This is a genomic window from Methanomassiliicoccales archaeon (genome assembly GCA_038850735.1).
Classification (GTDB): Archaea; Thermoplasmatota; Thermoplasmata; order Methanomassiliicoccales; family JACIVX01; genus JACIVX01.
The window spans coordinates 249,290-269,998 of sequence record JAWCLO010000001.1; the positions used below are offsets into that span (position 1 = coordinate 249,290).

Below are 20,709 nucleotides of genomic sequence, written 5' to 3' on the forward strand. Positions count from 1 at the left end.
CCCGGTTACAATGCGTTTGCCTTTTCCACGTATTTCTCCACTTCAGACTCGTCCATTCTCCTGAATTTCTCGCCTCGCCTCACGATTCCAATTTCGACGGCTTTTGGGTTCAGTTTTTCTTCTTCTGTTGCCTTCTTAAGTGCCTTGAGACCTAGCAGGATTGCCGATTCCATATCCATACCTTCTTGATACTCCTCTTCGAATACTTCCATGACAACATTCCTGCCGGCTCCGATGCTTCCGGCTTTGTATGACACTAAAGCACCACTTGGGTCCGTCTCGAAAAGGTGCTCCCCCTCGTGATCCACGCCTGCTACAAGAAGCGCAGTTCCAAACGGTCTTACACCTCCGTATTGAGTATAATTCTGTTTGAAATCGCAAATTCGTTTTACCAGTGCTTCTACGCTGATTTCTTCATCATAGGTTATCTTGTTGATCTGCGCAATTATTCTCGCTTGGTCGACAAGAATTCTTGCATCTGCCACTAGACCAGACGTTGCGCAACCCATGTGATCATCAATTTGGTAGATCTTTTCGATCGACTTCGGTTCCATAAGCCTGCTAGCTATCCTCTTATCAACTATCAATACAACTCCATCCCTAAACTTCAGTCCTACAGTAGTCGTACCTCTCTTGACGGCTTCTCTTGCATACTCAACCTGAAAGAGTCTCCCATCAGGTGAAAAAACCGTTATTGCTCTATCGTATGCCATCTGTCCTGGCTGCATATAATCACTCCTTTCTTCTCGGTTCGAGGGAGCCTAAAGTTCTCCACAGATATATATGTATTGCTGTAAAAGGGGAAATATCTGGCTACAGAGTTGCGCTTAATAGTCTCGTGGATCTAGGGGAACAACGGAAACCGGCAGAAAACGCACTTTACAAATTACACCGTACTGAGCTCCTTCAAAGAGATTGACCATCGCTTAATAACGTGATCGTACTTTATTCCGCAGGGCTCTTAACGTTCCAGATGTTCTTAAAGTCTCGATCCAGATATTTCCATTCCCAAGTCTCACACTACGGAGAATCTCGATCATTTTTTCTTTGTCCCTATGCGCGCAGCGTATGATTCCAAAATTGCCACTGATTTCGATAATTTTGGCAGACCTCAATAGCATCTTCTTACCAAATTCTTCGACAAACCCCTCGATTTCATCTGCACTTATCTCGCAATCTCCTACAATCCTAAAGGCAATGTATCTTCTCCTGCCTCTCGCAGATTTTGAAGTCATCCGCCAAATCACCAAAGAGCACCTTATCAGCCAAATGATTCTCTTGCGAAAAATTGATTCGACTTTACTCCTGTGAGAACAACCATTACGCGAACCTTTCCTTCGCTGTCAGGTTCAACAGAACAACCCCATATTATTCGCGCCATCGGGCTGATCCTTTTCCCGACAATTTCAACTCCCCTCTCAGCTTCAGCGAGTGTCATGTCAGACCCCCCGACTACGCGTACTAATGCACCTCGCGCTTCATTGATGTCGATGTCACCCAGTAATGGAGAAGAAAGCGCTTCCTCAACCGCTTTATTGATTCTGTCATCATCTGCATCGGATTCTCCCATTCCGATCATAGCAACTCCACCATTTTTCATGATAGTCATGACATCGTTGAAATCGACATTTACCAACCCAGGCTTCGTAATGATCTCTGTGAGTCCCTTGATCGATTGAACTAGGACTTCATCGGCAACCTTAAAAGCTGCTTCGAGCGGGAGCTTTGGTACGATTTCAAGCAACCTGTCGTTCGGCACTACTATCGTTGTATCACAAAATTCTCGCAGACGATTAAGCCCCGCTAATGCATTTTCCATCCGAACTTTCCCCTCGGCTTTAAATGGAAGTGTCACAACGCCCATGACAAGAAGGGCTCTTTGTCTCGCAAGCTCCGCAACGACGGGAGCAGCACCAGTTCCAGTTCCTCCTCCCAAACCGGCCGTCACGAAAACGATATGCTGCCCGTCAAGATAGCGGGTCAGTTCGTCTCTTGCTTCTTCAGCTGCTTTTTTGCCAATATCTGGAATAGAGCCTGCGCCAAGACCTCTTGTGAAGGTTCGACCCAATAGAACTTTATGGGGCGCAACTACAGATAAAAGGTGCTTAGCGTCGCTATTCGCAGCAACGAGCGTGGCGCCAACAATTCCAGCTTGATACAATCTTCGAATGGTATTCGATCCTCCGCCACCACAACCTATGATTGCTATTCTAACTTTCAAACTTTCAACGATGCGTTTCAATTCTTCGTCATCAACACTCACGTCACTGCCCGCACTTTTCTCAGGGCCCTTTGTTGACGCCTTGTCTCTAAAATCCGAGATGCGATCAAAACCTGAGTTCATAGCATATCCAACCATCGATATTTATCTAATCGTTTTTCGAAAACACTATTATTTCACTATTATTTAAATTCACTATAACACCAGCATCTTATTTTGCGTAAGCAGATAAGAGGAGCACCAGAAGGGTGCGTTTTTTTGCATCAATCTCTTTTTTCAAATTAACTCGAAAGCCGTTCCGCAATTGCTACATATCGTATCTTCTATTCCCAGTGCTGATCCACAAACAGGACACTTCTCACCAGAAATTGCACCGCACTCAATACATACACCATTGATATTTACCATTCCACCACATAGACGACAAAACTCCAAATCATATCCTTCAAAACGCTCTCCACATTTATCACACCTGTTCGCATGCTCATCCAAGAAAGAACCACAAGTGGGGCACTGGAAAGTTTCGCCTTCACGAACGAAGATTGCGCCGCACTTGCAAGAGTTAGAACTGTATGAATTCAAGGTTCCACATATTGGGCAAATGAAAGTGTTGCGCAATTTGTTTTGTCTGGATGCATCTGAGGTTTGTGCTATGCGAATTCTGGATGAATTTATACTCCAATTTTGACTGTTTGGCTCATATTCATTTAAGCAGTACGGGCAGAAGCCAGTTCTGCGTATGCAAGCCATATGAAAAACCTTACCGCAATTGCATGTCGCGTATTCTAGGTCATCTTTTATGATTCCTAGACAGATCTGGCATGTCTTCTGCCTGGCCTTTGCGTCCTTAATTTGCACCTTTCGCTTATTTATTTTCCGACTCCGCCGGATAACAAGGTTAATTTTGTGGAACAACTGAACAATGCCATATCTCAATTCACTGAAATCCAAGGGTCGACCCCTGATCAATCAGTATTTGGCACTTGAAGAACTAAGGTCATAAAATTCTTTTCTGCATGATTATTACAATTGATAATCTCGCATCCTTTGCGCTCATGCCATGAATTCTTCTTTTTGCATTATGCTAAAGTACATACAACATTCGCGAAATAACAATATTTCTTCTGGCTTTTTAGATTTTGAACAAGCACGGCATTATTTCAAAAATTCCTATCAGATTGAAATCCCGAGTGCAACAATAAAGTGCACATAACTCATATTTCGTCTATATCTTCAATCCGCAGAACTACTTCTGCGTTGGGCTATGTTCGACAAAAGTCGATGTACGTTCCACCGGCCAAAATGTCTACACGAAAATACTATGCGGAGTGATCACAATCTAAGGATGTCGTACCACACATTTGTTACGAATTCCTTCCTCGAGAGTGAAGGTATTTTGCGATTCTTTTGACAATTGTCGAAAGTTATATTAACTATAGTTATATTAGGACCCTTCGGGGCTCCCAGATGAATTCCCATAATGTTAAAATATATCATGGGTTTTCGTTAAAAACCCGAAGTATGCGGGCATGTTCCGAAATCGATTCGCTAAAGGAAGAAGCGCATCTTCCATACCCGATTGGTTATTCGTCTTGGGGGCATGAGACTTGAAATCAAAAGACGAGATGAAGATTGGCGTTTTTATTTGCAAATGTGGAGCTAATATAAGCAGTGTCATCGACTGCGATGCTGTAAGGGACTATGCCTCTAAGCTTCCTGGCGTTGTTTGTTCAAATTGTAGCGATTACTTGTGTTCTCCGTCTGGACTCTCACGAATGAGGGAAGTGATTAGTGATTCGGATCTTACTTCTGTTGTTATAGCTGCATGCACCCCGAGAATATGTGAAAGGATTTTCAGAGAGAACTTGGAAAGGGCAGGTATCAATAGACACATGCTGTACATCGCAAATATTCGCGAACAGTGCTCCTGGGTGCACGTAAACGAGCCATTCGAAGCAACACAAAAAGCAAAAGATCTTGTGAAGATGGGAGTTGAAAGAGCTACAACTCTAACTCCTCTGGAATGCACACCTTTAGAATTGAAACAGGAAGTAGTTGTAATAGGAGGGGGAGTTGCAGGCGTTGAAGCTGCTTACAAACTAGCAGAATTGGGATTCAAGGTTCACCTTGTTGAAAGAAGGCCTGTGCTCGGAGGAAATATGGCCACAATGTTTACCTGCCTTTTATGGTGTCATGAAGCGCCCGGTGGAGTGCTACGGTCACATGATTTCAGGCACGGAATCTTTCCTGCGTGTGACTGCTCTGGGTGTACTATTACCTCCAAACTTAACGACGTTGTTTCGCATCCCAACATTGAGATCTACCTACTATCAGAAGTTGTAGATATAACAGGGCATGTTGGTAATTTCAAGGTAAGAATTTTGAAGAAGCCGAGATTCATTGATGAACAAAAATGCGTCGGCTGCGGGAACTGCGCAATTGTTTGTCCCGTAGTCAAAAAGAATGAATACGATTACGGTCTTTCTGAGAGAAAAGCAATATTTATGCCGTTTCAGCAGGCAATTCCCCGTAAGTTTCTCATCGATACCGAAGCTTGCCTTCGGCTAAATGGCAAAGAGTGCAGTGCTTGCGTTGAAGCATGTGAATTTGAAGCACCGAATTTTGAAGATAAAACAAGGGAGATTACAATTGAGGCTGGAGCCATCATTATCGCAACTGGTTTTGAACCTTTCAAACCTAAAATCCACGGTTATTTGGGATATCAGGAATTTGAGAACGTCATAACGATAATGGAACTGGAGCGGATGCTGGATAAAGCTGGACCGACTGGTGGTATGGTGATCAGACCATCAGATAAGAAAGTTCCAAAAAAAATTGCGTTTATACAATGCGTCGGATCAAGAGATAGGAAAATCAATGCCGCTTATTGTTCGAAAGTCTGCTGTATGTATACCATGAAAAATGCCCAAGCAGTCAAGGAGGTGCATCCCGATACAGACATCACGGTTTATTACATTGATATAAGAGCCGTCGGCAAAGGTGTCGAGGAGTTCTTCCATAGGACTAGAGAAGATTATGGTGTTGAGTATACAAGGGGAAGACCGGCAAGAATCATTGAGGACAAAGCAACAAAAAATCTGATTGTCAGAGCAGAAGAAACTCTTCTGAATAAGATTACCGAGCGTATGTATGAGTTAGTGGTACTTTCTGTCGCGATGATTCCCTCAAAAGGCAGTAATGAGCTTGCTTCGATGCTGAGATTGAGAACAAGCCCCGATGGATTTATTCAAGAAGCCCATACTCGAACAAAGCCTGTAGAGACGTCAATGGAAGGGGTCTTTATTTGTGGATGTGCCCAGGGTCCCAAAGACGTTCCCGAGTCTATTGCGCAGGCACGCGCAGCGGCCCTCGAAGTGGCCATACTTCTGTCTAAAAAAATGATAATGGCTGAATCTCTAAATGCGTACATAGAAGAAGAAAGGTGTCTAGGATGCGGACTATGTGTTGACATTTGTCCTTATGGTGCTCCTACGACTGTTCAGACTGAAAGGGGAGTCAAAATGAGGATTGTTGATGCTCTATGCAAGGGTTGTGGAACTTGCGTTGTATCATGCCCTGCCAAGGCCATCCATGCTCGTCAGTTTACAGATGAGCAGATTCTGAGCGAGATCAGAGCGGCCCTGGAGGTGGAGTGATTGAATCCTATAACGGCGAAAAAAGAGTTCGCAATTTCTGAGAAAGAGGCAATCTTGGAAGAATTGCCGATCATCGATGAGGAATGCGATCGAGACTTCATCAAAGAAATAATAGAAATGGGGGGAGGGGATGTACAGGTCTGCCTCCAGTGCGGAAATTGCACTGGTGTCTGTCCAGTATCTCTCAAAACTGAAAACAAAATCCGCAACATTATTAAGATGTGTCAGATGGGCCTGAAGGATAAGGTCCTTGCAACCCCATGGGTTTGTGCAACCTGTCACCGATGCTTTGAACATTGCCCTGCAGGCATGAACCCCGCAGAGCTTGTGATCGCGCTCAGGCATATAATTGTAAGGCAACGAGGTCCTCCATTTTTTGTCGTCTCAATATCAAAGAATGTTGCTGATCTGGGACAAGCCGTCACGATCTCAGAAGAGATCTCAAAACTAAGAAAGAAACTCGGATTAAGAGAGATGCCGTTCGATGAGAGTCAGAGGCTGAAGGCGACGAGAGACATCAAGATGATCATGCGCGCGACTGGATATGATAAACTTATCGGCATTGCATTGAGTGATTGAGATGAAGAACGCAAAGGCAAGTGCGAGATATGGATTATTCTACGGTTGCCTTATTCCCAACAGATATCCTGGTATTGAAAGATCTGTAAAATTGATTCTCGAGAAGCTCAAATGTGATGAACTATTTCGCGAATTGCCACTTGCTTCCTGTTGTCCTGTACCGGGAATATTTTATTCCACAGATAAAGACACTTGGCTAACACTTGCCGCTAGGAATCTCTGCTTAGCTCAAGATAGAAAACAAGAACTCGTTACATTTTGCAATGGCTGTTTCACCTCACTCCTCATGGCCACCGAATACCTATCAGACCCAAAGAATCTCGGCAAAGTTAACAAGATTTTAAAAAACATATTAATGAAATACACAGGAGTCCCGAGAGTAACACCTGAGGGGCAGCGCGTCTTAGAGCCCATCAAGGTGAGGCACTTTGTGGACGTGTTTTACAAAGACATAGGAATCGAAGCTATCAAATCCGCCGTCCAGGTTCCTCTGCATAATCTAAAGATCGCAGTCCATTACGGATGCCATTACCTCCGCCCAACGGAGAGCCAGAGCATCGAGGACCCAATAAATCCGGTGATGATCGATGAGATCATCGCAACGCTAGGCGCTGAGTCCGTTAATTACGATCATAAGCTTAACTGCTGCGGGGCAGGTGGAGGAGTCCGATCGTACGTCAGCGATCTTGCCATAGCAATATCAAAGGACAAACTCGTCAGCGTAATGAACGCTGGAGCAGATTTAATCGTGACTCCATGTCCGTATTGCCTCATGCAACTCGACAATGCGGAGAAGTCGCTGGCCACATTCCAAATACCTGTGCTTCACCTCACGCAGCTTATGGCACTTGCATTTGGTGCCGAAGAAGAAATGCTTGGGTTTGAAGCTCACTCCATTCCAGTGCATGATGTAATTGCCAGAATTGGAGGTAAAAAATGATCGAAGAATACGAGCCACGCATCATCGCTTTCTGCTGCAATTGGTGTTCATATGCCGCTGCCGATCTTGCTGGAACATCTCGACTGCAATATCCTCCGAACATCAGAATTATCAAGGTCATGTGCACTGGAAGGGTTGATCCGGTCTTCGTACTGCAAGCATTCGAACACGGTGCTGATGGAGTACTCATAGCTGGGTGTCATCCGAGAGGGTGTTACTACGTGACCGGGAATGAGAAAGCCGCTTATCGTATGGAATTTCTCCAAGATATTCTACCGATCATCGGGCTTGATCCGAGGCGGCTTAGGCTGGAATGGATAGCGGGTTCTGAGCCGGATAAATTCGTCAGAATTTGTAGAGATATGGTGGAGGAACTCAAAAGGCTCGGGCCACCACCGACAAAAGGAGGAATGTACTGATGCTAGAGAAAAAGATCGGGGCCGTGCTTATTGTGGGTGGGGGTGTAGGAGGAGTTCAAGCAGCACTCGACCTTGCGGATTCCGGCTACAAAGTCTACCTTATTGATTCCAGCCCTAGCATTGGTGGAGGAATGGCGCAACTCGACAAGACGTTCCCTACCAATGACTGTTCGATGTGCATATTATCACCCAAACTCGTTTCCGCTGGAAGACATAATAATATAAAAATTATTACAAACTGCGAAATCACAAAGGTGGATGGTTGCGCAGGCCATTTCAAAGTCACTGTTGCAAAACGCTTTCCCTATGTTAATGCTGAAAAATGTACTGGCTGTGGAATATGTGCAGAGCACTGTCCGATAGAGGGGCCCAACTGGTTTGATGAGAATCTAGCACCGAGAAAAGCTATCTACATTCCGTTTCCACAGTCGGTTCCGCTTGTATATACCATTGAAAAGGGAATGTGCATCGGGTGCGGTGAATGTCAGAAGGTTTGCCCCGCGAAGGCGATCGAGTTCAAAACATGTGATGAGGAAACGCAACAGATCGATGTTGGTGCGATCATACTAAGCATAGGTTTTGACAAGTTCAAAGCATTCAAAAAACGAGAGTATGGATATGGCATTTATCCTAATGTAATCACAAACTCAGAATTCGAGCGCATGCTAAGCGCTTCTGGTCCGACTGGAGGCCATATTATTCGGCCTTCCGATGGCGACATTCCCAAAAGAATTGCATTTATTCAGTGCGTTGGATCACGAGATGCTCAACTTGGTCATTCTTACTGTTCATCGATATGCTGCATGGCGGCACTTAAGGAAGCGATCATCGCAAAAGAACACGAAGCGGAAATCCATTGCCAAATATTTTTCATGGACATCAGAGCTTTTGGAAAGGAGTTTGAAGAATACAGAATACGAGCCGAAAAAGAATACGGAATCAAGATCGTTAAGAATACCCGAGTGGCGGGTATCGAAGAGGATCATTCAACGGGTAATCTCATCATCAGATATTACAAAGAAACAGAAGATCTTAGAGATGAATTGATCGAGGAGGTCTTTGATCTTGTCGTTCTATCAGTAGGTATGATCCCATCAGAAACTGCACAGCGGCTTTGTAAGAAACTTGGCATTAAACTCAATGAATTCGGTTTTTGTCAGACTTCAGAATTCTCACCTCTCGAGACGAATATACCAGGAGTTTTCGTGTGTGGCACTTTCTCGTCGCCAAAGGATATCCCCGATACCGTCGCTCAAGGAAGCGCGGCCGCTGCAAAAGCTGGGTCGCTGTTGGCTGATGTCCGAGGGACGCTCGTCGGTGAAGAAACATTTCCTGAGGAAATTAACGTATGTGATCAAGAGCCAAGAGTGGGTGTATTCGTCTGTCATTGTGGCATAAATATAGGAGGAGTTGTCGACGTTCCATTAGTAAGAGATTATGCAAAGACACTTCCAAATGTCGTTTATGCAGAGGATAATCTTTACACATGTTCGGCTGATGCGCAGGAGCACATTAAAGATGTAATAAGAAAATATGATTTGAACCGCATTGTCGTTGCCTCATGTACACCGAGAACGCACGAACCGTTGTTCCGCAATACGCTGAAAGAAGCGGGTCTTAATCCCTATCTTTTCGAGATGGCGAATATCCGAGATCAATGTTCTTGGGTACATATGAAAGAGAAAAGTAAGGCCACTCAAAAGGCAAAGGACCTCGTTAGAATGTCTGTACTCAGAGCGTCACATCTTCAGCCGCTTTCGATGCAGAAGGTGCCTATAAAGAAAGCCGCTCTGGTCATAGGTGGTGGCCTCAGTGGCATGACCGCAGCTTTAGAAATTGCAAGGCAAGGATTTCCTGTGCATCTCGTGGAGAAGAATAAGGAACTTGGGGGAAATCTTAGAAAGATTCATTTCCTCATTAACGGCTCCGATCCGAAGAAAATTCTCAACAATCTGGAAAAAGAGGTAAGGGATCATCCATTAATAAAAATTCACCTCGAGACAACAGTTGATAATATCGGGGGTTACATTGGAAATTTCAGCACGACGCTATCAAATGGTGAAAAGGTCGATCACGGCGTAATTGTGGTTGCTACTGGAGGCGTTGAGTACAAGCCAAAAGAGTATTTGTATGGAATATCGCCTAAGGTCGTCACGCAAACGCAATTCGGCGATATGCTCTTGAACGACAATGTCGAAGCAGATGTAGTTGTCATCATACAGTGTGTGGGTTCGAGAAACAATGAATATCCAAACTGTAGTAGAATATGTTGTTTTACTTCCATGGCGAATGCAATTGAGTTGAAACGAAGACGCCCAGAAACAACCGTCTATGTCTTGTATAAAGATATCCGAACATACGGACTCAACGAAATTTATTACACAGAAGCTGCTCGTCTGGGAATTGTGTTTCTCAGGTACGGAGAAGATGATCCTCCAGTGCTGAGAGAATCGGACGGGAAGCTTGAGCTTATTGTAAAAGACCAATTCCTAATGCAGGAATTGGCGATTCATCCCGATCTTGTGGTGTTGAATGCGGCAGTAAGACCAAACCCAGATAATGAAAAACTCGCAAGAATGCTTAAAGTTCCTCTGACGAAGGATGGATACTTCCTTGAAGCGCACATGAAGCTGAGGCCTGTGGATTTCGCGACCGAGGGAATATTCCTTGCGGGTCTTGCTCATTGGCCGAAACTCATGGATGAAAGCATTGCGCAAGCATGTGGTGCCGCAGCTAGGGCCACTACGATACTGGCAAAAGATGAACTGGAAACAGAGGCTGCAGTGTCGGTCGTAAATGATGCAAAGTGTCGCGGATGTGGAAGGTGCGAAGAGATCTGCGAGTTTGCGGCACCAACCGTGAGGGAGGTTGCACCAGGAATATTCAAAGCTTTCATCAATCCGGCGCTCTGTAAGGGATGCGGCGCGTGCGCTGTCGCTTGCTGCAATGGGGCAATAACAACAAAGCATTTCACCGATGAGCAGGTATTGGCGATGGTCGAGGCGGCACTAAGGGGGGAGGTTGTATAAGCGATTTCGAGCCTCAAATTGTTGCATTCTGTTGTAATTGGTGTTCCTATGCGGGAGCAGATCTTGCGGGTGTAAGCAGATTTCAATATCCTCCTAACGCAAGAATCATTCGAGTGATGTGCTCTGGGCGAGTAGAACCACAATTTATCCTCAGAGCTTTTGAACTAGGTGCGGATGGTGTTCTGGTTGCAGGTTGCCATATCGGGGACTGTCATTATATTTCCGGCAACGAGAAATGTCAAGAGAGGATAAAGATCACAAGCGAACTGCTTGATCTCTTGGGAATTGAAAATAAACGATTGCGTCTCGAGTGGATTTCGGCTTCAGAGGGCGCAAAATTCGCAGAAACAATGCGATCATTCACAGAAGAGTTGAGGAAACTCGGTCCTAATCCATTGAAGGGAGGGAAATGATGGGCGACTTCGATGAGCTTATCGAGGAGACAGGTGCACATGACTGCGTGGAATGTGGAAAGTGCACATCGGTTTGCCCAGTTGCAAGGATAAATTCGAACTTCGCACCGCGCCTCATAGTCCTAAGGGCTCTCGAGGGTGTCTCAAGCGGTTTGAACAAAGAAAAAGACATCTGGTCCTGCATAACCTGCGAAATGTGCAATGATATGTGCCCATATAAAGTAAATTATTCTGGCTTCATTCTTGGACTAAGGACAAGGGCCTTCAAGATGGGAAATCTGCCTGAATATTCTCTATCGGGAGCCATCCACACATACCAGCGTCTGATGGCAATGGGAGTCAAGCAAAACAGACTCAGGTGGCTCACGCCTGATTTAAAGATCAGACAAAAGGGGGAAGTATTCTATTTTACTGGCTGCGCCTATCACCTAGGTACGCTCTTTCCAGACAAAGCCGAAGAACTCCGGAATACGCCGGCAAGCATCGTGAGACTTCTTAATTTCGCTGGCATAGAGCCAGTCGTCAGCAATGATGAAGTGTGCTGCGGGCATGATCTTCTCTGGAGTGGTGACGAAGAAACGATGCTTACTCTCATGGATAGAAATATTGAAGTCATTAAAAGATCTGGAGCAAAGGAGGTTGTTTTCGCTTGCCCTGAGTGCTTGAGAACCTTTGAAATTGATTATCAAGACTTTCTAGGAGACTTCGACTTTGAACTCATACACATATCGGAATTTCTTCTTGATCTCATCGATGCAGGCAAATTGGAGTTTGCCGGAAAATACTACAAGGTTACATACCATGATTCTTGCAGATTAGGTAGGCATCTTGGCATTTACGACCCTCCGAGAGATATCATAAGTGAAGCGGGAATGCAACTAATTGAAATGCAGAACAACAAAGAAAAGGCTGGGTGCTGCGGAGTCAATGCATTTGCAAATTGCGGTGAAGTCTCACAGAAATTGCAGCTCGATCGGCTTGTTGAGGGAACAGCAACAGGTGCGGACGTGATGTTGACATTCTGTCCCAAGTGCGTGATTCATTTCAACTGTCTTACTAAAAGCCCAAAGTTTCCTTTGTTTCAGGAAAAGGTGAAAATAAAAGTAAGGGAATTAGGGAATGTCCTTGCAGAGTGCATAGGAGGAGAGGGTGATAAATGATGGCAGGTAATGTCCCAGAAGAACTGCAGAAGAGATATCTGATGGTTGAACTCTCGTGTGCTGAACGAAAATGCAACCCATGTACATATCCGAATTGTCAAAGATTTGTGCGGGAAAAGGGAAAGGGAAAGGTCATTTCGACACGCGTATTTGAATCCGTTCCTGCGCCACAACCGGACAAAGCAAGGCAAAGATACGTTCTTATCGAACTTTCCTGTGCTGAACGAAAGTGCAATCCATGCACATATCCGAATTGCCAAAGATTTGAAAGGGAAGTAAGTAAGAAGAAATCTTTCAAGATGAAGGTTGTAGAACTCACTGACGCGGGAATCGGTAGGGAAGGTAGTTTAGAAAAGTCTAACGCTGCTATTCAGGAGGTGCGCGGGTGATTGAAGTTTTTTTTACAGACCAGAACATGAAAAGCGTGACGTATAGTTTTGCGTGTGCAATGTTGAAATGTCGATCCGAGAGACTTGACTGTAAAAAAAAGTCATTGAGAAATAGCAAACAGAGGTAAGGATGAGCGGAGGGATTTGATTTGGAAAGAGCTATATTGGTAATTGGAGGAGGAGTTGCGGGAATTCAGGCATCGTTGGATTTAGCGGATAAAGGGGTTATAGTTCATCTCGTAGAAAAGGAACCAAGTATAGGCGGAAGAATGGCACAGCTTGACAAGACCTTTCCAACGAACGATTGTTCTATTTGCATTCTTGCACCAAAAATGGCAGACTGTTATGGTCACCCTAATATAAACGTGATGACTTATTCAGAAGTCATTGGTCTCGAAGGGAGCAAAGGAAATTTCAGAGTCAGAGTACTCAAAAAGGCTCGATATGTTGACGAAGAAAAATGCACAGGATGTGGTGAATGTTTCCAGAAATGCCCGACCAAGGACATCCCGAATGAATTTGAGATGGGTCTGTCAACTCGAAGAGCCATTTATATGCCATTCTTGCAAGCAGTGCCTAGAGTTGCAACAATTGATAGGAATCACTGCAAATACCTTACAGAAGGGAAATGCGGTGTTTGCAAGAAGGTCTGCAAGCGAGATGCGATAAACTACGATATGAAGGATCAAGTCATTGAGTTAGAAGTAGGGGCTATCATTGTGGCGACTGGGTTTGATGTTTGGAATCCAAAAATTGCTTCTGAATATGGTTACGGTCGCTTCCCGAACGTCTTTACGGCGATGGAATATGAGAGAATGATAAATGCTGCTGGTCCGACAGGCGGACACATCAAGCGACGTTCAGATGGTAAAGGACCGAAAAAAATTGCATTTATTCAATGCGTTGGCTCAAGGAATGTCCAATTGAATCATCCATATTGTTGCGCGGTCTGCTGTATGCACTCAACAAAGGAAGCGATGTTAGCGAAGGAACACGATGAAGAGATAAAGGCAACGATTTTCTATAAAGACATGAGATCGTGTGCAAAAGGATTTTATGAATACGTAGTAAGAGCGAAAACCGATTACGGCGTTGAGTATATTAATTCCGACGGCACAGTGCAAGAAGAGACGGAGAATCATGATCCCATTGTGTCATACGACGTCGCAGGACGTCCCGAGCGTAGACCATTCGATATGGTCGTTCTTGCTACGACGCTGGTTCCAAGACCGGGGACGGCTGAACTTGCCAGAATCCTGGGATTAAATCTTGATGAATTTGGTTTCCTAAAACCAAAAGATAGGATACTTGCGCCTGTCGAAACAAATGTTCCTGGTATTTTCATTGCAGGATACTGCGCAGGACCCGCAGATATACCAGAGTCCGTTGCGCAAGGTTCAGCTGCTGCGGCAAAGGCCGCTGAGGTACTTCTTGAATCGAGGGTGTTCGCATGAATGAGGAACAAGTAAGAATAGGTGTATTTATTTGCCATTGCGGGACCAACATCGGCGGGTTTGTCGATGTTCCCGCTGTTACCGAGTACGCTAGGAAGTTACCAGGCGTTGTATTTGCAACAAATAATCTATATACATGCGCAGAGGATGGCCTGACATCAATTCGCGACGCTATTAGAGAACATAACTTGAATCGAGTTGTCGTCGCATCGTGCACTCCTCGAACGCATGCCCCGTTGTTCCAAAGCACTTGTGAGGAGGCGGGTCTTAACAAGTATCTCTTTACATTCGTAAATCTCAGAGAGCACTGTTCTTGGGTTCATATGAAAGAGAAGGAGAAGGCTACGAGAAAAGCGATGGATCTTGTAAGGGCTGGTGTTGCTAGGGCCAGATTACTTCAGCCACAGCAGGAGGCAAGGATCGAAGTGGAGCCAAAAGCACTCGTCATTGGCGGCGGGATTTCGGGCATGACAGCAGCACTGTCAATCGCCCAACAGGGTTTCCCTGTATATTTGGTGGAAAAGGAAAGCGAGTTCGGCGGATTCGTGCGCAATCTCAACAATTTATATTTTGGCGGGAAAGATGCAATGGAAACGATAAAACCCATCGTGGAAAAGGTAATGGCAAATAGAAATATAGTAAAGTGCCTGAACTCAAGGGTCACCTCGGTAGAGGGCTTCATCGGCAACTATAACATCGTTATAGAGACAAATGGCAGGCAAATCAAAGATAAAGTGGGTGTCATAGTGGTTGCTACTGGTGCACTCGAATATATTCCAGAGGGCTTATACGGATACGATCTGTATGAGAACGTCGTAACGCTCGCGGAATTTGAAATCCTTTGCAAAAAGAAGGCACTTCCTAAGATCAACAGCATCGCATTCATCCAATGTGTTGGTTCAAGAGGGCAGGACAAATCATATTGTTCAAGGATCTGTTGCAATGTTGCGATCAAGAATGCGCTGAATGTCGTGGAAAATTATCAGAATATGCTTGGTCTCGAAACTGGAGAAGTTGTTGAGAAGGTACCTGTTGAAATGAAGGCTCCCGAAGAAATTTTGGAAAGGAGACGAAGGAGAAGAGGACGAAGAGAGCGCGGTGAAGAAGAGGAGGAGTCGGAAACCACCTCAGGGGCAGGTAAAGTAGAGGTGACAATATTCAACAGAGATATCATGGCATACGGCGTGGAACACGAGTTAAATTACAACAGAAGCAGGGAAAAACATGTCAGATTTGTGAGATACACACCAGAAAACAAGCCGAAGGTATATAAAGAAGGCGATAAGCTCGTAATCGATTACTGGCACGATACTTTGAAAATGCAGCGGAAGATGCCAGTAGATATGATTGTTCTTTCTACCCCGCTAGTCAACAACCCAGATGCAAAGGACCTCTCCAAGATGCTTAAGGTTCCGCTCGGCCAGGATGGGTTTTTCTTGGAGGCCCATGTTAAATTGAGGCCAGTTGACTTTGCCACAGATGGAATTTTCGTCTGCGGCACGGCGAAGGGGCCCGCCGATATAACTGAATGTGTCTTTCAGGCGCAGGCAGCAGCGTCCCGCGCAACAATTCCTTTGGCGAGGGGTTATGTCCAGACAGAAGCACTCACTGCAAAGGTGAATCCAATGTTGTGTTCGGGATGTGGTACCTGCGTAGAGGTGTGCCCGTACAAGGCGATCCAGAAGAATAAAGAAGGTGTGGCGGAAGTAATCGTCGCCGCGTGCAAAGGTTGCGGTTGCTGTGGTGCTACCTGTCCTGAAGGTGCCATCGAACTATCCCACTACACGGATTCGCAACTCATCGCAGAAGCGAAGGCCGCGCTGGAGGAGGTGGTGGAATGAATGAATTTGAGCCTAAGATTCTTGGATTTCTATGCAATTGGTGTTCATATGCAGGAGCGGACCTCGCCGGCGTGAGTAGATACCAATACCCGCCAAACATCAGAATTGTGAGGGTCATGTGCAGTACGAGGGTGAGCCCACACGTCATCTTGGAAGTCTTCAAAGCAGGAGCGGACGGCGTAATGGTAGGAGGTTGCCATATCGGCGACTGTCACTACATTACGGGGAATTATTACACGGAAAGAAGGGTCAAACTCACAAGGGAACTCATGAAGCTCGCAGGTCTTGAGCCTGAAAGGCTCAGGCTCGAATGGGTTTCGGCTTCTGAAGGGGAGAAATTCGCCAATGTAGTTGCTGATTTCGTCAAGCATGTTAAGGAAATGGGACCTTCCCCAGTCAAGCGCGACGAAAAGCGCATGAGGAGGTTATTAGCTGCGGCTAATGCGGCGAAAGTATTCCGACTGAAACTTCTTTCCGGCAAAGAATTGAAACTGACGACTGAGGGCAATGTTTACGGTGAGAAGATTGAACAGCAGAGGATGGATGCGATGCTCAAGACAGCTGCGGAAAGGGAGTTCAATAGAGCTCTCATTCTCGAATTGACCCGAGAAAAGGCGCTGACCGTTCGAGAGCTCGCTGAAGAGATGGGCGAGAATCCTGAGATCGTACTCGATGATATTGTAGCCCTGAGATCTAAGAATCTCATTTCCCTCAATAGGATTGAGGGGACTTCTCCACGCTACAGATCGATCATTGCAGGAGGTGCATAAATGACAGATCCAGTAGGTGCCGTGATGATCATTGGCGGAGGTATATCGGGTGTCCAAGCAGCACTCGACCTCGCCGATTCAGGATTCAAAGTCTATCTTGTTGAAAAGAAGCCGAGTATCGGGGGAACCATGGCGCAACTCGACAAGACGTTCCCTACCAATGACTGTTCGATGTGCATACTGGCGCCAAAACTTGTCGCCGCTGGGAGACATCACAATATCGAGCTTATCTGCAACGCCGATGTCGAGATGATCGATGGTGTCCCGGGTGACTTCAGGGTAACTCTAAAGAAGAGAACACTCAGGGTTGATGAAGAAAAATGTACCGGATGCGGTGTTTGCGCCGAAAAATGTCCGGTTGAAACCTATGACGAATACAATGAGAAGATGAAGAAAAGAAAGGCGATCTATATCATGTATCCCCAGGCGGTTCCACTTGTTTATAGCATTGACAAGAATGTGTGCATAGGCTGTGGCGTGTGCGCAGAAGAGTGTAGGGCAAAGGCAGTGATTTACGACAAATCCGATGATGCCGTTGAAATTCCTGTCGGTGCGATTATTCTTGCACCGGGATTCGAAGAATTTGATGCAACATTGAAAAAGGAATATGGGTACGGCAATTACAAGAATGTAGTAACAAGCATTGAATTTGAACGCATGCTTAGCGCGTCCGGTCCATATCTTGGAACGGTTATGAGACCTTCCGACGGCGAGGTGCCGAGGAAGATCGCATTTGTTCAATGCGTTGGTTCAAGAGACGAAACCGTGGGCAGGGTGTACTGCTCATCCGTATGTTGCATGTACGCGATCAAAGAAGCAATTATTGCGGGAGAGCATTCGGAAGATCTAGAGTCTCATATCTTCTTTATGGACATCAGAGCAGTTGGCAAGGAATTTGAGGATTACAGAGAAAGGGCTGAGAAAGAATACGGAATCAGGATTCACAGGGCGGCAAGAGTTGCATCAATTGAGGAGGATCCTTCAACGAAGAATCTTATCGTAAGATACAGTGAAAATGGAAGGACTCTCAGCGATGAGTTTGACCTTGTGGTCTTATCTGTAGGACTAACGCCGTGCGTCGACGCCGAAAAACTCAGCCGCCGGCTTGGTTTTAAGCTCAATAAACATGGATTCTGCGAAACGGATCTTTATAACCCGTTGTCAACATCAAGAAGTGGGATCTTCGTAAGCGGATCGTTTGCATCTCCGAAGGACATTCCCACGACAGTTGCAGAGGCATCGGGTGCAGCTGCAAAAGCGGGTTCGCTTATCAGTCCAGCAAGGAACACACTTGTTACCGTTAAGGAATATCCACCGGAAATTGATGTCACCGGGCAGGAGCCGAGAATTGGCGTATTCGTCTGCCATTGCGGTATAAACATAGGTGGCGTTGTAAGGGTACCATCCATTGTTGAGTACGCTCGCAAGTTGCCTGGCGTAGTTTATGCAGAGGAGAACCTGTATACGTGCTCCTCAGACACACAGGAAAGAATAAAGGAGAAAATTAAGGAGCACAAACTAAATCGTGTGGTAGTCGCCTCGTGCACGCCAAGAACCCACGAGCCACTCTTCCAAAACACAATAAGGGAAGCTGGTCTCAACCCCTATCTTTTCGAGATGGCGAATATCCGAGATCAATGCTCATGGATTCACATGCACGAGCATGATAAAGCCACAAAGAAGGCGATGGATCTTGTGAGAATGGCAGTCGCAAAGGTGAGACTCGCGGAGCCCCTGAAAAAATTCAAATTACCAGTCAATCAGAATGCAGTTGTCATCGGTGGCGGAATCGCTGGGATGACAGCGGCACTCGAAATAGCAGCTCAAGGATTTAATGTGCATTTGGTAGAAAAAGAAAATCATCTAGGTGGTAACTTCGCTCGACTTTATCTGCCTGAGGGCGGAAGGAGACCAAAAGAGGTCGTTGACGAACTGATCAGAAAGATAACTAGCTCAAGAAACATCACTGTACATCTTAACAACGAAGTTAGAGACGTATCTGGATTCGTTGGCAATTTTAAGGTAAAGTTGAAGGACTCTGATATTGACGCAGGAGCGATAATCATTGCGACGGGCGCGGAAGAATACAAACCGAAAGAATACCTTTACGGCCAGGATAGTAGAGTGATGACACAAATTGAATTTGAAAAGAAGCTTGCTGAGGAGTCTTTCTCACCAAAAAAGGTTGTGATGATCCAGTGTGTGGGTTCAAGAAATGAAGAAGTGAAATACTGCAGCAGGATATGCTGTGCACATGCCGTTAAGAACGCAATAGAATTCAAAAAGCGCTTTCCCAATTCCGAAGTTTACATCCTACACAAGGATATTCGAACCTACGGCTTCAGGGAAGATTTGTACAAGGAAGCGGGTCAGTTGGGAGTCAACTTCGTAAGGTTCCCAGAGGATACTATGCCCGATGTTGAAAAACATGGAGAATTGCTTTTGGTTAAAGTCAAAGATGTGACCCTAGAGGATGAGATCAAACTCAAACCAGATTGCCTAGTTCTTAGCACCGGCGTAAGACCTAACCATGACAACGAGGAAATTGCGAAGCTGGTCAAAGTTCCATTGAGCAAGGATGGGTACTTCCTTGAAGCGCATATGAAGCTGAGGCCTGTGGATTTCGCGACCGAGGGAATATTCCTTGCGGGTCTTGCTCATTGGCCGAAATTTGTCGACGAGAGCATAGCTCAGGCTTGCGGAGCAGCGGCGAGGGCTATTACCATCCTCTCAAAGAAAGAGCTCGAGACCGAAGGGATCATTGCGGCCGTCAACGAATACATATGCGATGGTTGCGGAATTTGCGAGCCAGTATGCGAATACAAAGCAATACAGATTGTCAAAGACCCATCAAACCCTGAGAAGCTCAGGGCTGCGGTGAATGAAGGTCTTTGCAAAGGATGTGGAGCTTGTGTGGCCGCATGCCCATCAGGCGCCATGGAGCAGAAGGGGTTCAAAACAGTGCAGATGATTGCTATGATCGATGCTGCGCTCTCTGGAGGTGATTAGAATGGTGGCAACGGAAATTGTTGGTAGTCAGATGGAAATGGAAGAAGAATGGGAACCAAAAATCATTGTCTTCTGCTGCAATTGGTGTTCTTATGCGGGAGCTGATCTCGCCGGCGTGAGTCGTCTTCAGATGCCACCGAATTTTCTCGTCATAAGAACTATGTGCTCTGCACGAGTTGACCCAGAATTTGTCTTGAGGGCATTCGCAAAGGGTGCAGACGGCGTCATGGTCGCTGGCTGTCATCCCGCTGACTGTCATTACATCGGCGGCAATTACCGTACACGTCGTAGGATCGCCATGTTAAGGATGCTACTTGAGCAATACGGATTCGATCCTGAGCGTCTCAGACTTGAGTGGATTTCAGCATCAGAAGGCGAGAAATTTCAGAAGACTATCAGAGAATTTATCGAGAAGATCAAAGAGCTCGGACCCAATCCGCTAAAGGAGGAATGAGAATATCATAACTGAAAAGAAGATCAGAGCCGCTATAAGAATGATGGAGAATGAGCGGGTGCGGTGGTTGCTTGGCAACAAACCTACCTTAACCACACGCGGGAACGTCTTCGGAGACGTCGTCACCGAGACTAGGTTCAATTTCATACTTCATAACGTGGCGATGACTGAAATCGAGAGAAATATGATACTCATCGAACTTGAGAGAGGACCAAAGACAGTCCATGAGCTGCATGAATTTACTGGAATACGAAAAATGGACATCGTCAAGCACTTGATGGCCCTCATGAAATGGAGAAAGGTAGAATATGCTGGAAGGATGGGGAATTCCCCGCTTTATGCAGCATTGACGACCCCAGAGAAGGAGGAATGATC

The 20,709-nt window shown here is 45.6% G+C and carries 17 protein-coding genes and 1 pseudogene; 14 read left to right on the forward strand and 4 right to left on the reverse strand.

Annotated features, from left to right (window positions below):
* Positions 1-5: 5 nt before the first annotated feature.
* From psmA to QW087_01255, 4 genes are all read right to left on the reverse strand, one after another.
* The gene (gene psmA / locus QW087_01240; protein MEM2943354.1) at positions 6-728 is read right to left on the reverse strand and encodes an archaeal proteasome endopeptidase complex subunit alpha; all 723 of its coding nucleotides are present in this window, start codon (positions 726-728) and stop codon (positions 6-8) included.
* Between the two features lie 198 nt (positions 729-926).
* Positions 927-1,235, reverse strand: coding sequence for an Rpp14/Pop5 family protein (locus QW087_01245; protein MEM2943355.1), 309 nt, complete (start codon positions 1,233-1,235; stop codon positions 927-929).
* A gap of 26 nt (positions 1,236-1,261) precedes the next feature.
* Complete coding sequence (gene ftsZ / locus QW087_01250; protein MEM2943356.1) at positions 1,262-2,359, reverse strand: cell division protein FtsZ; 1,098 nt, start codon at positions 2,357-2,359, stop codon at positions 1,262-1,264.
* Between the two features lie 138 nt (positions 2,360-2,497).
* Positions 2,498-2,713: a hypothetical protein gene (locus tag QW087_01255; GenBank protein MEM2943357.1), complete on the reverse strand. Its 216-nt coding sequence runs from the start codon at positions 2,711-2,713 to the stop codon at positions 2,498-2,500.
* A 1,115-nt stretch (positions 2,714-3,828) separates the two neighbouring features.
* Between QW087_01255 and QW087_01260 the strand changes: the two genes are divergently transcribed.
* The 14 genes and pseudogenes from QW087_01260 (at position 3,829) to QW087_01325 (ending at position 20,707) form a co-directional block, all read left to right on the forward strand.
* A complete protein-coding gene (locus QW087_01260) occupies positions 3,829-5,877 on the forward strand; it encodes a CoB--CoM heterodisulfide reductase iron-sulfur subunit A family protein (GenBank protein ID MEM2943358.1) in 2,049 nt (682 codons plus the stop codon).
* Entirely contained in the window at positions 5,878-6,456 is a 579-nt protein-coding gene (locus tag QW087_01265; GenBank protein MEM2943359.1) for a 4Fe-4S dicluster domain-containing protein, read from the forward strand.
* A 1-nt stretch (position 6,457) separates the two neighbouring features.
* Positions 6,458-7,396 carry a heterodisulfide reductase-related iron-sulfur binding cluster gene (locus tag QW087_01270; GenBank protein ID MEM2943360.1) on the forward strand — a complete coding sequence of 313 codons (939 nt, stop codon included), beginning with the start codon at positions 6,458-6,460 and terminating at the stop codon, positions 7,394-7,396.
* Positions 7,393-7,815, forward strand: coding sequence for a hydrogenase iron-sulfur subunit (locus tag QW087_01275; GenBank protein ID MEM2943361.1), 423 nt, complete (start codon positions 7,393-7,395; stop codon positions 7,813-7,815). The genes QW087_01270 and QW087_01275 overlap by 4 nt, the downstream gene beginning before the upstream one ends.
* Positions 7,815-10,844: a CoB--CoM heterodisulfide reductase iron-sulfur subunit A family protein gene (locus QW087_01280; protein ID MEM2943362.1), complete on the forward strand. Its 3,030-nt coding sequence runs from the start codon at positions 7,815-7,817 to the stop codon at positions 10,842-10,844. Before QW087_01275 ends, QW087_01280 begins: the two co-directional genes overlap by 1 nt.
* The gene (locus QW087_01285) at positions 10,841-11,257 is read left to right on the forward strand and encodes a hydrogenase iron-sulfur subunit (protein ID MEM2943363.1); all 417 of its coding nucleotides are present in this window, start codon (positions 10,841-10,843) and stop codon (positions 11,255-11,257) included. The genes QW087_01280 and QW087_01285 overlap by 4 nt, the downstream gene beginning before the upstream one ends.
* A complete protein-coding gene (locus QW087_01290; GenBank protein ID MEM2943364.1) occupies positions 11,257-12,417 on the forward strand; it encodes a heterodisulfide reductase-related iron-sulfur binding cluster in 1,161 nt (386 codons plus the stop codon). Before QW087_01285 ends, QW087_01290 begins: the two co-directional genes overlap by 1 nt.
* Entirely contained in the window at positions 12,417-12,806 is a 390-nt protein-coding gene (locus tag QW087_01295; protein ID MEM2943365.1) for a hypothetical protein, read from the forward strand. Before QW087_01290 ends, QW087_01295 begins: the two co-directional genes overlap by 1 nt.
* Positions 12,807-12,955: 149 nt before the next feature.
* On the forward strand, positions 12,956-14,260 hold the full coding sequence (locus QW087_01300) for a CoB--CoM heterodisulfide reductase iron-sulfur subunit A family protein (GenBank protein MEM2943366.1): 1,305 nt from the start codon (positions 12,956-12,958) through the stop codon (positions 14,258-14,260).
* Entirely contained in the window at positions 14,257-16,101 is a 1,845-nt protein-coding gene (locus QW087_01305) for a CoB--CoM heterodisulfide reductase iron-sulfur subunit A family protein (GenBank protein MEM2943367.1), read from the forward strand. The genes QW087_01300 and QW087_01305 overlap by 4 nt, the downstream gene beginning before the upstream one ends.
* Positions 16,098-16,502: pseudogene (locus QW087_01310) on the forward strand (hydrogenase iron-sulfur subunit). Before QW087_01305 ends, QW087_01310 begins: the two are co-directional and overlap by 4 nt.
* 369 nt (positions 16,503-16,871) lie before the next feature.
* Positions 16,872-19,880 (forward strand): CoB--CoM heterodisulfide reductase iron-sulfur subunit A family protein, encoded by a 3,009-nt coding sequence (locus QW087_01315; protein ID MEM2943368.1) that lies wholly within the window; start codon positions 16,872-16,874, stop codon positions 19,878-19,880.
* Positions 19,881-19,911: 31 nt separating this feature from the next.
* Positions 19,912-20,334, forward strand: coding sequence for a hydrogenase iron-sulfur subunit (locus QW087_01320; GenBank protein MEM2943369.1), 423 nt, complete (start codon positions 19,912-19,914; stop codon positions 20,332-20,334).
* A 40-nt stretch (positions 20,335-20,374) separates the two neighbouring features.
* Positions 20,375-20,707: a hypothetical protein gene (locus QW087_01325; protein MEM2943370.1), complete on the forward strand. Its 333-nt coding sequence runs from the start codon at positions 20,375-20,377 to the stop codon at positions 20,705-20,707.
* Positions 20,708-20,709 lie beyond the last annotated feature (2 nt).

Coding starts and splice junctions, on each gene's coding strand:
- psmA (MEM2943354.1), bottom strand. CDS start 728: ATGCAGCCAGGACAGATGGCATACGATAGAGCAATAACGGTTTTTTCA.
- QW087_01245 (MEM2943355.1), bottom strand. CDS start 1,235: ATGACTTCAAAATCTGCGAGAGGCAGGAGAAGATACATTGCCTTTAGG.
- ftsZ (MEM2943356.1), bottom strand. CDS start 2,359: ATGGTTGGATATGCTATGAACTCAGGTTTTGATCGCATCTCGGATTTT.
- QW087_01270 (MEM2943360.1), top strand. CDS start 6,458: ATGAAGAACGCAAAGGCAAGTGCGAGATATGGATTATTCTACGGTTGC.
- QW087_01275 (MEM2943361.1), top strand. CDS start 7,393: ATGATCGAAGAATACGAGCCACGCATCATCGCTTTCTGCTGCAATTGG.
- QW087_01280 (MEM2943362.1), top strand. CDS start 7,815: ATGCTAGAGAAAAAGATCGGGGCCGTGCTTATTGTGGGTGGGGGTGTA.
- QW087_01290 (MEM2943364.1), top strand. CDS start 11,257: ATGGGCGACTTCGATGAGCTTATCGAGGAGACAGGTGCACATGACTGC.
- QW087_01295 (MEM2943365.1), top strand. CDS start 12,417: ATGGCAGGTAATGTCCCAGAAGAACTGCAGAAGAGATATCTGATGGTT.
- QW087_01305 (MEM2943367.1), top strand. CDS start 14,257: ATGAATGAGGAACAAGTAAGAATAGGTGTATTTATTTGCCATTGCGGG.
- QW087_01315 (MEM2943368.1), top strand. CDS start 16,872: ATGACAGATCCAGTAGGTGCCGTGATGATCATTGGCGGAGGTATATCG.
- QW087_01320 (MEM2943369.1), top strand. CDS start 19,912: ATGGAAATGGAAGAAGAATGGGAACCAAAAATCATTGTCTTCTGCTGC.
- QW087_01325 (MEM2943370.1), top strand. CDS start 20,375: ATGATGGAGAATGAGCGGGTGCGGTGGTTGCTTGGCAACAAACCTACC.